The sequence below is a fragment of the Actinomadura formosensis genome, from assembly GCF_050948385.1.
Lineage (GTDB): Bacteria > Actinomycetota > Actinomycetes > Streptosporangiales > Streptosporangiaceae > Spirillospora > Spirillospora formosensis.
Window position 1 is genome coordinate 1,523,907 of record NZ_CP192011.1, and the last position, 14,269, is coordinate 1,538,175.

9 protein-coding genes are annotated in these 14,269 nt (G+C 72.8%); 2 read left to right on the plus strand and 7 right to left on the minus strand.

Annotation, left to right across the window (positions count from 1 at the left end):
- Positions 1-132 precede the first annotated feature (132 nt).
- Positions 133-3,615, minus strand: a complete 3,483-nt coding sequence (locus ACQP1N_RS07245) for an indolepyruvate ferredoxin oxidoreductase family protein (RefSeq protein ID WP_433229838.1) — start codon at positions 3,613-3,615, stop codon at positions 133-135.
- A gap of 102 nt (positions 3,616-3,717) precedes the next feature.
- Between ACQP1N_RS07245 and ACQP1N_RS07250 the strand changes: the two genes are divergently transcribed.
- On the plus strand, positions 3,718-4,200 hold the full coding sequence (locus ACQP1N_RS07250) for an Lrp/AsnC family transcriptional regulator (RefSeq protein WP_067796269.1): 483 nt from the start codon (positions 3,718-3,720) through the stop codon (positions 4,198-4,200).
- Here the strand turns inward: ACQP1N_RS07250 and ACQP1N_RS07255 are convergent, their stop codons facing one another.
- From ACQP1N_RS07255 to ACQP1N_RS07270, 4 genes are all read right to left on the minus strand, one after another.
- On the minus strand, positions 4,201-5,418 hold the full coding sequence (locus tag ACQP1N_RS07255; RefSeq protein ID WP_433229842.1) for a N,N-dimethylformamidase beta subunit family domain-containing protein: 1,218 nt from the start codon (positions 5,416-5,418) through the stop codon (positions 4,201-4,203). It abuts the gene before it with no gap.
- Positions 5,419-5,427: 9 nt separating this feature from the next.
- Positions 5,428-5,718: a hypothetical protein gene (locus ACQP1N_RS07260; RefSeq protein ID WP_433229844.1), complete on the minus strand. Its 291-nt coding sequence runs from the start codon at positions 5,716-5,718 to the stop codon at positions 5,428-5,430.
- Between the two features lie 217 nt (positions 5,719-5,935).
- A complete protein-coding gene (locus ACQP1N_RS07265; protein ID WP_433229847.1) occupies positions 5,936-7,003 on the minus strand; it encodes an acetate/propionate family kinase in 1,068 nt (355 codons plus the stop codon).
- 16 nt (positions 7,004-7,019) lie between these two features.
- Positions 7,020-9,377 (minus strand): phosphoketolase family protein, encoded by a 2,358-nt coding sequence (locus ACQP1N_RS07270; protein ID WP_067796256.1) that lies wholly within the window; start codon positions 9,375-9,377, stop codon positions 7,020-7,022.
- A gap of 484 nt (positions 9,378-9,861) precedes the next feature.
- Here ACQP1N_RS07270 and ACQP1N_RS07275 point away from each other — a divergent pair, with 484 nt between their 5' ends.
- The gene (locus ACQP1N_RS07275) at positions 9,862-11,169 is read left to right on the plus strand and encodes an amidase (protein ID WP_433229850.1); all 1,308 of its coding nucleotides are present in this window, start codon (positions 9,862-9,864) and stop codon (positions 11,167-11,169) included.
- Here the strand turns inward: ACQP1N_RS07275 and ACQP1N_RS07280 are convergent.
- Together ACQP1N_RS07280 and ACQP1N_RS07285 are read right to left on the minus strand one after the other, a co-directional pair.
- Positions 11,166-13,862 (minus strand): AAA family ATPase, encoded by a 2,697-nt coding sequence (locus ACQP1N_RS07280; protein WP_433229853.1) that lies wholly within the window; start codon positions 13,860-13,862, stop codon positions 11,166-11,168. The genes ACQP1N_RS07275 and ACQP1N_RS07280 overlap by 4 nt on opposite strands.
- A 90-nt stretch (positions 13,863-13,952) precedes the next feature.
- Positions 13,953-14,219 carry a serine hydrolase gene (locus ACQP1N_RS07285; protein ID WP_433229856.1) on the minus strand — a complete coding sequence of 89 codons (267 nt, stop codon included), beginning with the start codon at positions 14,217-14,219 and terminating at the stop codon, positions 13,953-13,955.
- Between the last annotated feature and the right edge of the window lie 50 nt (positions 14,220-14,269).

Genomic DNA, 14,269 nt, shown 5'->3' on the forward strand with positions numbered 1-14,269 from the left:
GGTCCCGCGCACCCGGTTCGACGTAGGCCGGCGAAAATGAGAATCCCGGCGGGACCGGCCGCCGGGGAGCCGTCCGTCCCGCGGCCGGCGGTGATCGCGCTGGCCGGCGCGGTGACCAGCGCGATCACCTGATCATCGCACCCGGCTGGGAGACCGCTCGGCCCGCCACGTGGCGAGCAGCTCGCGGAGGCTCTCCTCGTAGCGGGCGATGTTCGCGGTCTTGACCTCCTCGTAGCCGCGGATCATGTCCGGCAGCTCCGCGATCTGGACGGCGACGTCGTGCCGTCCGGCGTCCAGCCCGGCGACCAGTTCGTTCACGACGGCGACGTAGCCGGTGACGAGGCGGCGTTCGGCGCGGCGCTGCGCGGTCGCGCCGAACGGGTCGAACGGGGTGCCGCGCAGCCGCCGCATGGCGCGCAGCGTGCGGAACGCCGGACGGGCCGACCGGCCGAGCGCGATCTTCCTGTCCAGCCCGACCGCCCGCAGCAGCGGCGGGTGCAGCAGGTACGCCACGGTGGAACCGGGCCCGAACCGCTCCTCGACCCGCCGGGTGAGCTCCGGGTCGAGATGCAGGCGCGCGACCTCGTACTCGTCCTTGTAGGCCATCAGCTTGTACAGGTTGCGCGCGACGGCGACCGCGAGCCGCTGCCCCCCGATCCCGGCCGCGCGCTCGGCGCGGGCGACGCGCAGGACGGCGTCCAGGTACCGCTTGGCGAGCGCGAGATCCTGGTAGGCGGCGAGGTCGGGGACGCGGATCCGCAGCACGCGGGCCAGTTCGCCGGCCGCGTCCGCCGCCTCGACCAGGCTCATCGCGGCCGGCGCGGTCGCGTCCAGGGGCCTTCCGGTGACCCGTGCGGCCACGGCGGGCTCGGCGGCCCACCCCGGTTCGAGGACGAGCCGCCGCCCCGCCCGGAACGCCTGCACGTTCTGCTCCACCTGGACGCCGTTCAGCGCGAGCGCCTCCTCGATCGCCTTCGCCGGCAGCGGCAGCAGCCCCGCCTGGTACGCGGCGCCGACCACGACGAAGTTGGCGGTGGTCGTGCTCCCGAACCAGCGTTCGGCGAGCGCGAGGGCGTCGAGGGCGACGAGGCGGTCCCCGTCGGTCCGGTCGGCGATCTGCCGTACCAGCGCCGCGCTCGGCGGCAGCGACGCCGCCGTGTCGGTGATCATCTGCCCGGTGGGGACCTCACTGGTCGACACGACCGCGGCGGTCCGGCCGGGCGCGCAGCGCCGCAGGTTCGGCTCCGCCGTCCCGGCGAGCGAGTCGAACACCAGGTAGGCGTCGGCGCCGCCCGCGCCGACCATGCCCGGACGGTCCCGGTCGGTGTCCCCGATCCGCAGGTGCGACACGACCGCGCCGGCCTTCTGGCTCAGCCCGGTCTGGTCGAGTGCGCGGGCGTGCCGCCCGTCGATGAGCGCCGCGGTCGCGAGGACCTGGTTGACGGTGACGACGCCGGTTCCGCCGATGCCGACGAGCAGGATGTCCGCCGAGCCGGGGCGGGTTTCGGGATCGTCCAGTTCACCGATCTCCGGCAGTGACGGCCGCGCCTTCCGCCCGCCCGGGACCACGGTGAGGAAGGAGGGGCAGTCGCCGTCCACGCAGGAGTAGTCCTTGTTGCAGGACGTCTGGTTGATCTGCGTCTTGCGGCCGAACTCGGTCTCGACGGGCTCGACGCTGAGGCAGTTCGACTTCACGCCGCAGTCGCCGCAGCCCTCGCAGACCGCCTCGTTGATCAGCACGCGGGTCCGCGGGTCGGGGACGAGCCCGCGCTTGCGCTTGCGCCGCGTCTCCGCCGCGCACGCCTGGTCGTACAGCAGCACGGTCACGCCGGGGATCTCCCGCAGCTCCCGCTGGACGGCGTCGAGGTCGTCGCGGTGCCGGACGCGGACGCCGGGCGCCCAGCCGGTGCCGCGCGGGTAGCGGGACGGGTCGTCCGCCACCACGACGATCTTCGCGACGCCCTCGGCGTGCAGCATCCGGGTGATCGCGGCCGGGTCGGAGCCGCCGTCGGCGTGCTGCCCGCCGGTCATCGCGACGGCCGCGTTGTAGAGGATCTTGAAGGTGATGTGGGTGCCGGCCGCGACGGCCTGCCGGACGGCGAGGCTGCCCGAGTGGAAGAACGTCCCGTCGCCGAGGTTCTGGAACATGTGCCCGGTGTCGCTGAACGGCGCCGCGCCGACCCACATCGCGCCCTCGCCGCCCATCTGCGTGGTGCCGATGCTGCGGCCGGTGAACACGGTCATGACGTGGCAGCCGATGCCGCTCGCCGCGATCGACCCGTCCGGGACGACCGTCGACCGGTTGTGCGGGCACCCGGAGCAGAAGTACGGGGTGCGCGCGGATGTGAGCAGGTTGATCTGCGGCTTGCGGGGCCGCAGCACGGGGTCGCGCAGGTCGAGGTGCTCCTCGCCGACCCGGTCGGCGAGGAGCCCGGCGAGGGCCCGGGTGATGCGGTCCGCGTCCAGGCCCCCGTCGGGCGGGACGAGATCGGCGCCACCGGGCCCGGTCTTGCCGTACACGGCGGGACGTTCCGGCTGGTCGTAGAGGACGTCCCGGATCTGCGCCTCGATGAACGCGCGCTTGTCCTCCACGACGACGATCTCGCGCAGGCCCCGCGCGAACTCCTTCACCCGTCCCGCGTCCAGGGGGTGGATCAGGGCGAGGCGCAGCAGCCGGACACCGCGGCGGGCCAGCGCCTCGTCGTCCAGCCCGAGCCGGTCGAGTGCCTCGCGCAGTTCCAGGTAGGTGCGCCCGGCCGCGACGAGCCCGATCGCCGCGTCCCCGGCCGCCCCCTCGATCCGGTCGAGGCCGTTCGCTGCGGCGTACGCCGCGGCCGCCCGCAGCCGCCCGTGCAGGACCTCGCCCTCCAGGGCCGTCGTGCCCTTCAGGTCGACGCCCGGCCTGCGGGTCGGCTTCCATGGGCGCCCGCGCCAGCCGAACTCGGGGAGGACGGGGTCGGGCACGGGCTCGGCGGCCACGATCTCGTGCGAGTCGGCGACATCGGTCACGACCTTGAAACCGGTCCAGGCACCGCTGAACCGGGACATCTCGAACCCGTGCCGTCCGAGCCGCAGCACGTCCCCGACCGACGCCGGGACCAGCACCGGCATGAACGCCTCGGCGAGCGCGCCCTCCGTCGCCGACGGCAGCGTGGACGACTTGCAGGACGGGTCGTCGCCCACCACCGCGAGGACCCCGCCCCGCTCGGACGTGCCGAGCCAGTTGGCGTGCTTGAACGCGTCGAGCGACCGGTCCACGCCGGGCGCCTTGCCGTACCAGAGGCCGAAGACGCCCTGGTAGCGCGGCCCCGGCAGATGGTCGACGAGCTGCGACCCGTACACCGCCGTCGCCGCCAGTTCCTCGTTCACGCCCGGCACGAACCGGATGCCGCTGTCCTCCAGCAGTTTCGCGTCCCGCATCAGCTGCTGGTCGAGGCCGCCGAGCGGCGACCCCCGGTACCCGGACACGAACCCGGCGGTCCTCCAGCCGCGCCGCGCGTCCGCCCGCCGCTGGTCGAGCAGCAGCCGGACGAGCGCGTGCACGCCGCCGAGCGCGATCCGGCCGCGCTCCAGTTCCAGCCGGTCACGCAGCGGGGAGGAAGAGGTGGGGCTCATGCCTGCATTGACCCGTCTCGCTGAGCGGAGTGCAAGATGCCGGGTCGATAATTGAGCGGATTGCTCAAGTCAGAAACGAGTTACCCGGCGGAGCTGAGCATTGTGACGCGTACCACCCTCCTCGACCTGCAGATCCTGCGCCGCCTGGTGGAGCAGCCGCGCATCGGCGTCACCGAACTGGCCGCCAAGCTCGGCATCGCCCGCAACACCGCGCACGCGCGCGTCGAGCGCCTCGAACGCGAGGGCGTCATCGGGCACCGCGGCCGGGAGGTCGATCTCGGTGCGATCGGTTTCGAGCTGACCGCGTTCGTGACGCTGGAGGTGGCGCAGGGCCGGCTGCGCGAAGCGGCCCTCGCGCTCGCGAAGATCCCGCGGGTCTTGGAGGTCCTCGGCATCACCGGGCAGGGCGATCTGCTGGTGCGGGCCGTCGCCCCGAACGGCAAGCAGCTGCACGAGGTGATCGACTCGATCCTGGCCTGTCCCGGCGTCCGGCGGAGCACCACCTCGATCGTCCTGACCCACCAGGTCCCGTTCCGCCTGGGCCCCCTCCTGGAGGACGAGGAGAAACGCGCCCGCGCCACGTGATCACGGCGTGCCGGTGAACTCCCCGTGGTTGGGACGGGACGGATAACGGTTCCCGAGCGGCCCGGCCGCCATGGCCGTGATGAGCGTCGAACTCACCTGGGTGACGAACCTGCGTCCCGCCTCGGTGACCCCGTGCCCGCAGGAGGGGCCGCGCATGGAGCACACCCAGCGCATGGTCCCGGTGGCGAACACGCCCGCCCCGCTCCTGACGGTGTAGTACGAGGCGTCCGCGCCGGCCGCCCCGTTCCCGCACGCGATCGGGGAGTGCGCGACGATCTCCAGGGTGGACGGCGTGGGCCCGCCGCGGTTGAGCGCGTCCGCCTCCGGCCCGATGACACCCGGGAACCGCGTCCCCTTCCGCACCCCGGTGCCCCGGAACAGCCAGAAGTCCGGCCGGTGGACGGTGAAGGCCCCCTCCGCCGGAAAGCACACGTACTGGATGCCGATGAGGTCGCTCTCGGGCCGCGGCATCGGCGGCAGCCGCCAGTCCTGCGTGGACTCGGCCGGGTTCTTCCCGGACATCGGATCGGACCCGGCGTCCTTGTAGCAGACCACCAGCCGGTCGGCCCCCAGCGCCGTGCTCTGGAACCGGATGTGCCGGTTCACCGCGTTGGCGCCGAGGAACGCGATGTTGACCCCCCTGTCGCGGGCCTGCGCGGCGTGCTCCCGCATGGCGGACGACCAGTACTCGTCATGCCCCAGGGTCAGCAGCCCGCGGGCCCCGTCCAGCAGGCGGGGGTCGGCGTGCAGGTCGTTGTCGGTCGCGTACGCCAGCGGCACGCCGAGCTTCTCCGCCAGCGCGATCGCGGGCTGCTCGTACGCCAGGAACTTGCCCGCGCCGTTCCCGTCGTAGGGCCGGTCGAAGCTGACCGCGGTGGCCCGGTCGTTCAGCCCGCCCGACGGCCCCTTGTACAGGTCGTAGCCGCCCCACATGTTGTACGCCTGCCAGGTGGTGGTCGCGTTCAGCACGACCACGCGTCCCTGCGCACCGGGCGACCGGACGGTGATCGGCACGAACCGCTGCGCCCCCGTCGCGGCGGTCAGCCGGATCAGATAGCTTCCCGCCGGCCACCCGGCCGTGGACACCGTCATCGACGGCCGCCACGCCGCCGACACCGTCCGCGTCCTCTGCTCGACCTTGGCGGGCGCCTGCCGGACTCCCGGCTGCCGCTCGGACCGCCACACGCTCCGCGCCTGCGCGCCCCCGTACCAGCCCATCCGGAACGCCTAGGCGGTGAAGCCGGGCGTCGTCGTGGACACGAACAGCCGGAAACTCCCGCCCGGCAGCACGCTCACGTGGTCGGCGTATCCCACGATCTCGTGCTCGGCGCCCTTGTGCCGGATCCGCCACCCCGGCGTCCCCGGCTGCTCGTTCTCGCTCTTCCGCACGGCGGCGCCGGCCGTCTTGGCGGCCACCGGCCGCTTCGCGTCCCGCTGACCGGACGCGGGCGAGCACGCCGCGACCAGAACGAGCATGGGAACGAGTACGGCCGCCACCCGGCGCACGCGACTTTTCACGACAATCTCCCCCCGTAAACCGACTGCCGCTTTACCGCGTGATCGACTGCCACCGCCGCTAATTCCCGCATGAGTATGCCAGGAATCGTAAAAACTGATCAAATCACTCAAAACACGTGGTCGGCAGCCCTTTGCAAAACCCTCGTCGGGGAGCGCGCCGGCCTTTCAGAGGCTTCCCGGAAGTGCGGCACATGCGTCCGGACATTCGGGGATGTTCTTACCCAGAGTTCAGTGCCCGCCTGACTCCGGCGGCTATTTCCAGGTCTTCGCGGGCCGTGATGACCAGGGTGCGGACGGGCGCGCCGCCGGATGTCAGGTCGCCGTCGCCGTCCACGGACGTGTTGCGGCCGGGATCGATGGAGACGCCCAGGTAAGCCAGGTTCTCCGCCAGGCGCATCCGGACGGACGGGTCGTGTTCGCCGATGCCGCCGGTGAAGACGAGGGTGTCCAGGCCGCCCAGGGACGCGGTCATGGCGGCGGCGCAGGCGCGAAGCCGGTGGTGGTAGACGTCCAGTGCGGCGAGGGCGGTGACGTCGCGCTCTTCGGCGAGTTCCCGGATGCGGCGCATGTCGCCGGTGCCGGCGAGGCCGCGCAGCCCGGATTCGCGTTCCAGCGCCCGGTTCACCTCGTCCGGCGGTACGCCGTGCCTGATCAGCCACAGCGGGATGCCCGGGTCGATGCTGCCCGCCCGGGACGCCATGACCAGCCCTTCGAGGGGGGTGAAGCCCATCGTCGTGTCGATGGAGCGGCCGTCCGCGACGGCGCAGAGGGACGCGCCGGCGCCGAGGTGGCAGATCACCATCCGGGACGGGGCCGCGCCGAGCATCTCGCCCGCCCGCCGGGTGGCGTAGGAGAACGACAGGCCGTGGAAGCCGTAGCGGCGCAGGCCGTACCGCTCGCGCCATCCGGCGGGCAGCGCGTAGGTCGCGGCGGCGGGCGGCAGCGTCGCGTGGAACGCGGTGTCGAAGCACGCGACCACCGGGACGTCCGGCAGCGCCGAGGTGACCTCCTGCAGCGCCCGCAGGGACGCCGGCTGGTGCAGCGGCGCCAGGTCGGCGAGCTCGTGCAGCCGCTCGGCGACCTTGGCGTCGATGCGGACGGGCGTGGTGAAATCCGTGCCGCCATGGACGAAGCGGACACCGATCGCGTCCGGATGGGGCATGCCCGCGGCCATCGGCCCCGTCTCCCGGCTCGGGCCGGAGTCCCGCGCGAGGACGGTGTCGTCCGCGTCGAGCAGGCTCACCTTCAGGCTGCTCGACCCCGGGTTGACCGTGAGGACCCGCATCGGTACGGCTCCCTCCCTAGTACGACCACGTCCAGTCGCTGACCTCGGGGGCGTCCTCGCCGTGCTCGCGCGTGTAGGTGCGCATGGCGAGGCGCTGGTCCACCATCCGCTGCCGGATGTGGCCGACGCGCCCGCCGAGGGAGGGGACGCGGTCGATGACGTCCATGACCAGGTGGTAGCGGTCGAGGTCGTTCAGCATGACCATGTCGAACGGGGTGGTCGTCGTCCCCTCCTCCTTGTAGCCGCGGACGTGCAGGAGGGGGTGCCCGGTGCGGCGGTAGGTGAGCCGGTGGACGAGGTACGGGTAGCCGTGGAACGCGAAGATGACGGGCCGGTCGGTGGTGAACAGGGCGTCGTACTCGCGGTCCGTCAGGCCGTTCGGGTGTTCGCTGGACGGCTGGAGCCGCATCAGGTCGACCACGTTCACCACCCGGACGCGCAGGTCGGGGAAGAACCGGCGGAGCAGGTCGACGGCGGCGAGGGTCTCCAGGGTGGGGATGTCGCCCGCGCAGGCCAGCACGACGTCGGGATCGGCGCCGCCGTCCGTGGACGCCCATTCCCAGATGCCGATGCCGCGGGTGCAGTGCGCGATCGCGGCGTCCATCGGCAGCCAGTTCAGCGCGGGCTGCTTCCCGGCGACGACCACGTTGATGTGGTCGCGGGACCGCAGGCAGTGGTCGGCGACCGACAGCAGCGTGTTCGCGTCCGGTGGCAGGTACACCCGGATGATCTCCGACTTCTTGTTCATCACGACGTCGAGGAAGCCGGGGTCCTGGTGGGTGAAGCCGTTGTGGTCCTGCCGCCACACGTGCGAGGACAGCAGGTAGTTCAGCGAGGCGATCGGCCGCCGCCACGGCAGGTGCCGGGTCACCTTCAGCCATTTGGCGTGCTGGCCGAACATGGAGTCGACGATGTGGACGAACGCCTCGTAGCTGTTGAAGAGCCCGTGCCGCCCGGTGAGGAGATAGCCCTCCAGCCAGCCCTGGCACAGGTGCTCGCTCAGCACCTCCATGACCTGGCCGGACGCGGCCTGGTGCTCGTCGGTGGGCAGCCGTTCGCCCGTGAAGACGCGGTCGGTCACCTCGAACACGTCGCCGAGCCGGTTGGACGCCGTCTCGTCCGCGCCCATGATGCGGAAGTTGGACGGGTTGGCCGCCACGACGTCGCGGAGGAACGTGCCCAGCCGGCGGGTCGGTTCGGTGGTCGTCGTGCCGGGCTTGTCGACGGGCACGGCGTAGTCCCGGAAGTCCGGCAGGGCGAGCGGCTTCAGCAGCAGCCCGCCGTTCGCGTGCGGGTTGGCGCTCATCCGCCGCGCGCCCTCGGGAGCCAGGACCCGCAGCGCCTCGACGGGACGCCCGTCCTCGCCGAACAGCTCGTCCGGACGGTAGGAGAGCAGCCACCGCTCCAGTTGCGCGAGGTGGCCGGGGTCGTCGCGGACGCCCGCGAGCGGCACCTGGTGGGACCGCCAGGTGTTCTCGACCGGCAGCCCGTCCACCTCCTTCGGGCCGGTCCAGCCCTTGGGGGAGCGCAGGATGATCATGGGCCAGCGGCGCCGCTCGGACACGCCCTCCTCCCGGGCGCCGCGCTGGATGTCCGCGATCTCGTCGAGCGCCTGGTCGAGCGCGGCGGCCATCTTGCGGTGCATGGACTCCGGTTCGTCCCCGCTGACCAGCAGCGGGTGGTATCCGTACCCGTCGAACAGCTGGACGAGCTCCTCCTCGGGAATCCGCGCCAGCACCGTCGGGTTCGCGATCTTGTAGCCGTTCAGGTGCAGGATCGGCAGGACGGCGCCGTCCTTCACCGGGTCGAGGAACTTGTCGGAGTGCCAGCTCGCCGCGAGGGGCCCGGTCTCCGCCTCACCGTCCCCGACGATGCACGCGACGACCAGGCCGGGGTTGTCGAACGCCGCCCCGAACGCGTGCGCCAGCGAATACCCCAGCTCACCGCCCTCATGGATCGAACCGGGCGTCTCCGGCGCGACATGGGACGGGATGCCGCCCGGGAACGAGAACTGCCGGAACAGCCGGCGCATGCCCTCGGCGTCCTGCGAGACCTCCGGATACACCTCGCTGTAGGTGCCCTCCAGCCACGCGTTCGCGACCGCCGCCGGACCGCCGTGCCCCGGCCCCATGATGTAGATCATGTCGAGGTCGCGGGCCTTGATCGTCCGGTTGAGGTGCGCGTAGCAGAAGTTCAGGCCGGGGGAGGTGCCCCAGTGCCCGAGCAGCCGCGGCTTGATGTCCCGCCGCGAGAGCGGCTCGCGGAGCAGCGGGTTCGCGAGCAGGTAGATCTGCCCGACGGACAGGTAGTTGGCGGCTCTCCAGTACGCGTCGAGCGCCCGCACCTCGTCATCGGACATCACGGAGTCGGCCATGGCGCGTTCCCCCCGGTGTCGGTACCGCCTCATAGATGGATCACGTCCCCCGCTCCGGCGCCGTCAACCGTCGTGAAGAGCCCATCATGGGAGGGATCCTGCGCACAGGGGCCAAAGTCCCCGCGTGATCAACGAAGCGTCGCGCGGTGCCTTCGACGCCGGCGTCCGGCGTCGAAGGCACCGCGGTGAGCGGGCGGACGTCACCGATTACAGAGGCGGCACCGCGCCGGGCGGCGGGCTCCGCCTCGCCCCCCAGCAGAACCGGTGGGAACGTCACGGCCGAGTGCGTTGCAGCCTCCCCCGTACTCGCGCGTAGGTTCACGGCTCCGGGCGGACGGTCGCTCAGCGGTAGCACGTCTGCGACGAACGGTCCACGAAGAGCGACGGATCAGGCACGGAACGCCACGACCGGAATATCGGATTTGCCGTGGAGAGGGCCCGGTGTGCTACCCAGACCGGTAGGGCCAACCAGGCAGGAGGCGGTATGCGCGGGTTCTTCATCGGACGGACGCTGGCGGATCTCGGGGGCGCGCTGCGTTCGGGCGAGGAGACGGCGCAGGGGCTCCTCGCGCGGGCCCTGGAGTCGGTCGACCCGGACCTGAACGCCTTCGTCACCCTCGACCCGCAGGGCGCCGAGGCCGCCGCGAAGCAGGCGGACCGGGAACTGGCGTCCGGGATCGACCGCGGCCCGCTGCACGGTATCCCCGTCGCGGTGAAGGACATCATCGACGTCGGCGGCCTGCCGACCGGGATGGGGTCCGCGCACTTCGACGGGCACGTCGCCGAGAAGGACGCGGAGTGCGTGACGATGCTCCGCGACGCGGGCGCGGTGATCGTCGGCAAGACCGGCACGCAGGAGTTCGCGTTCGGCGCCACCGGCGACGTGTCGGTGACCGGGCCGGTCCGCAACCCCCGCGACCGGGAGCGGATGCCGGGCGGATCCAGCAGCGGCAGCGCCGCCGCCGTCGCCGCCGGGACGGTTCCGCTCGCGATCGGCACCGACACCGGCGGGTCGGTGCGCATCCCGGCCGCGTTCTGCGGGATCGCCGGGTTCAAGCCCGCCTACGGCGCCATCCCGGCCGGCGGCGTGTTCCCGCTGTCGCGTTCGCTCGACCACGTGGGCCTCCTCGCCGGGTCCGCCGCCGACTGCCGGACCGCCTACCGGGCGCTGACCGGGCCGGCCGGGGCCGTCCCGTCCCCGGCCGACGACGGCGCCCCGCACGCCCGCGTCGCCTGGATCGAGCCGCCCGCCGCCGACCCCGAGGTGACGCGGACCGTCCGGGCGCTGTTCCCGGACGCGCCCGCCGAGCGGCTCGACTTCGCCGGGCTGCGGCAGGTGTTCCTGGCGATCCAGTTCAGCGAGGCGTACGACGTGCACGCCGAACGGGTCGCGGAGGCACCCGGCCGGTACCAGCCGGTGACCCTGAAGCGGCTGGAGGAGTCCGCCCGCATGCCGGGGTGGCGTCTCGTCCGGGCGCTGCGCGAGCGGGAACGGTTCGCGCGAGAGATCGCGGAACTGCTGGACCGCTACGACTACCTGGCGATGCCGACCATGCCGATCACCGCGCCGAGGATCGGCGATACGCAGGCCGCGCAGGGCCCGCTCACGGCGCTGCTGGTCAGCCTCACCTTCCCGTGGAACGTGCTGGGGCTGCCCGCGCTGAGCGTCCCCGCCGGGACGGCCGGCGGCCTGCCCGTCGGCGCGCAGCTCATCACCCGGCGCGGCGCGGAGAGCGTGCTGTTCGACGCCGCCGGACGGCTCGCCGGCCCCGCCCGGAGCCGGCCCGCCTAGAGGTAGAGGCCGAAGAACTCCTCCGGGTGCTCCAGGAGCGGCGGCAGGTCGTCGGCGGTGAGCGTGACCAGCTCCTCCCGCGTGGGCGGTTCGGCCGGCTCGCCGCCGCGCTCCTTCCCGGCGCCCACGGCGGCGGACGCGACCCGGTCCGCCTGGTTGGCGACCGCGATGTCCAGCATGTTGCGCATCAGCCGGCCGTTGCCGAAGGACGGGCCGCGCGGCGCGCGGCGCAGCATCGCCCGCAGCACCTCCTCGGTGCCGGGCGCCAGCTCGAACCCGTCCGCGGCGGCGAGCTGCCCGAACACGGTGATCAGCTCGTCGTCGGTGTAGTCGGGGAAGTGGATCTGCTTGGGGAACCGCGAGTCCAGGCCGGGGTTGGCGGCGAGGAACTCCGCCATCTCCTGCTGGTAGCCGGCGACGACCACCACGAGGTCGTCGCGGTGGTCCTCCATCAGCTTGACCAGCTCGGCGATCGCCTCGTGTCCGTAGTCGCCCTTCAGCGGCGACTGCGTCAGCGTGTACGCCTCGTCGATGAACAGGACACCGCCGATCGCGCGCTCCACCAGGCGGCGGGTGCGCGGCGCGGTCTGCCCGATGTACTCGCCGACGAGATGGGCCCGGGACGCCTCGACCAGATGCCCGGACGACAGGACCCCGAGCCGCTTGTAGATGCGCCCGAGCAGCCGCGCCACCATCGTCTTGCCGGTCCCCGGGTTGCCGGTGAACACCATGTGCCGGGTCGGCGGGGTGATCTTCAACCCGGACTCGCTGCGCAGCCGCGCCGCGTGCGTCCCGGCGACGAGCAGCGCGATCTCGTGCTTGACGGTGTCGAGGCCGGTGAGGTCGTGCAGCTCCTTCAGCGGGTTCCCGGAGGCCCGCGAGATGTCGAGCATGTCGGGGATGTCGCTCTTGCGGACGACGGGTTCGGCGTCCCCCGCCCGCTTGCGCACGGCGGCCACGACCTGGTCGGCGAGATGCGGGGCGAGCCGGGCGTGGCGGAGCGTCTGCATGGGCGGTGTCTCGGCCAGCAGCGCACCCGCCGCCGCGATCGCCTGCCGGGTGCCGCGGACGCCGCGCGCGTCCAGCGCCCGGCGGAACAGCTCGGCGTGGCCGTCGGCGCTGAACGGACGGGTCCGCGTGATCCGGAACCGGTGCGGCAGTACGGGATTGACCTCCCGGATGCGCTCCTCCCCGCCGATGTCGCACAGCGCCACCAGATGCAGGTCGGGATGGACGGCGAGGAGCCGGTGCAGCTCCGCGGCGAGGGCCTCCCCGTTGCCGGGATCGGTGACGATGCCGTCCAGGCCGTCGATGACGAGCAGCCGGTCGCCGGCGCAGTCGCGGGCGTCGGCGTGCAGCTTGGCGACGGCGTCCGGCAGCCGCTGCCCGGCGAACAGGTTGTCGGTGATCCAGTGCGGATCGCGGCCGAGCGCGAGCGCCCGGCCGAGCTCCTGCGCGGCGTCGCGCTTGCCGGTGCCGTCCGGCCCGCAGATCAGCAGGCGGACGGGCTCGGTGCCGCGGGTCAGCTCGTCCAGGACCGCGCTCACCTCGGGCTGCCCGACCAGCGACGTCGCGATCTGCGGCCGCGTCCCCGGCCGGTCCTCGGCCGCCCCGCCCGCCGCGGGCGCGCTCTGCAGCGTCTCGGTGAGCGGGTTCACGACGCGGCGACGCGGCGCGTAGAGGCGCCGCAGGTCCGTCTGGAACTGGCCGACCGGGATCCACTCCGACTTCGGGAACCACGGGTCGCCCGGCAGCCCCTGGACGACCGCGACGAACCTCATGGCCATGTCGAGCCAGCCCCGGCACGCGTCCGCGGCCCCCGCGACCAGCGCCTGGACCAGCCACGTCCGCGTCCGCTCCTGCCACGCGCCCGCCTTGAACCCGCGGCGCTCCACCGCGAACCGCTGCTGCAGCTCGCCGTACCGGTCCTCGCCCAGCGCGACCGCCAGCTCCGGCGGGACGTGCTCCATGCTGCCCTGCAAGAGCAACTGGATCAGATGGACCTCGACGCTCTCGTCACGCGGCGCCACGTCCGTCAGATGCTCATAGGACGCGAGCAGCCCCGCGCACACCCACTCCAGATAGCCGACCGGGCCGAGCAGCTCCGGCACCGCCGCGACGATGTCGTCCCCGGCGTGCGCGTGCCAGTGCTCGCGCAACTCCATCTTGGGCAGGCTGATGTCGCATTCGGGCGGGTCGTCGTACAGCCGCAGCAGCGCCTTGCGGCGCTCCTCCAGCGGCTCGATGCCCTCCAGCAGCGCCAGGCAGTCGCGCGCCAGCTCGATCGCCGCGCCCCGGTCGGGCGCCTCGATCAGCCAGTCCACCGGCGGACGCCACCGCCCGCCCGGTGCGTCCCAACGCGTCATCCGCGTGCTGAGCGGCCCCGGATTCACCAGATGCCGGTACAGCAGCCGCTCCGGCAGCTGCGACCACGACCCCGCCTTGATCGCGCCGCCGCCCGGCAGGAACGCCAGCATGCCGAAGATCTCGGCGGTGACGAGCGACGCCGGCAACGTCAGCAGCTTGTGCTCGTCGGTGGTCAGGTCCACGGCCCGCGGATCGGCCGCCAGCCCGTCGATCCGCGCCGAGATCTCCTCGAACAGCCCGTCCGGCACACGCCACGGACCATGCGCGTAGACGTCGAGCACCGGCTCGTCGGTGAGCAGTAGCTCCAGATGCTCCGGCAGCCGCAAAGAACACTCCCAAGACAGGTAAAAACCGGGATACAGCCTACGTATTACAACGCCGTGGATGGGCTCATTCCGCCGCCCTCGGGCACCGGGTCAGCGGCCGGGGCGGCGGAGGAACTCTATGGCCTGCCGGGCGGTGGTGCCGATCACCGCGTCGGCCCGGGGAAGGACGGCCGCGGGCAGGAGCGCGCGGGTGAAGACGGCCACCGCGTAGCGGGCACCGTCCGGGTGCTCGACGGCGCCGACCTCGTTGCGGAGGGGCGGGAGGGTGCCGGTCTTGCCGCTGACCACGACATCGTCGTAGGGGAAACCGGACGCCAGCCGATGCGGCGGCACCGGCGCCGAGGCCGCCGCCCCCATCGCGGCGAAGTTCCCGCGCTCCCTCTAGCCCGCCGGACGCGGGGCACGGG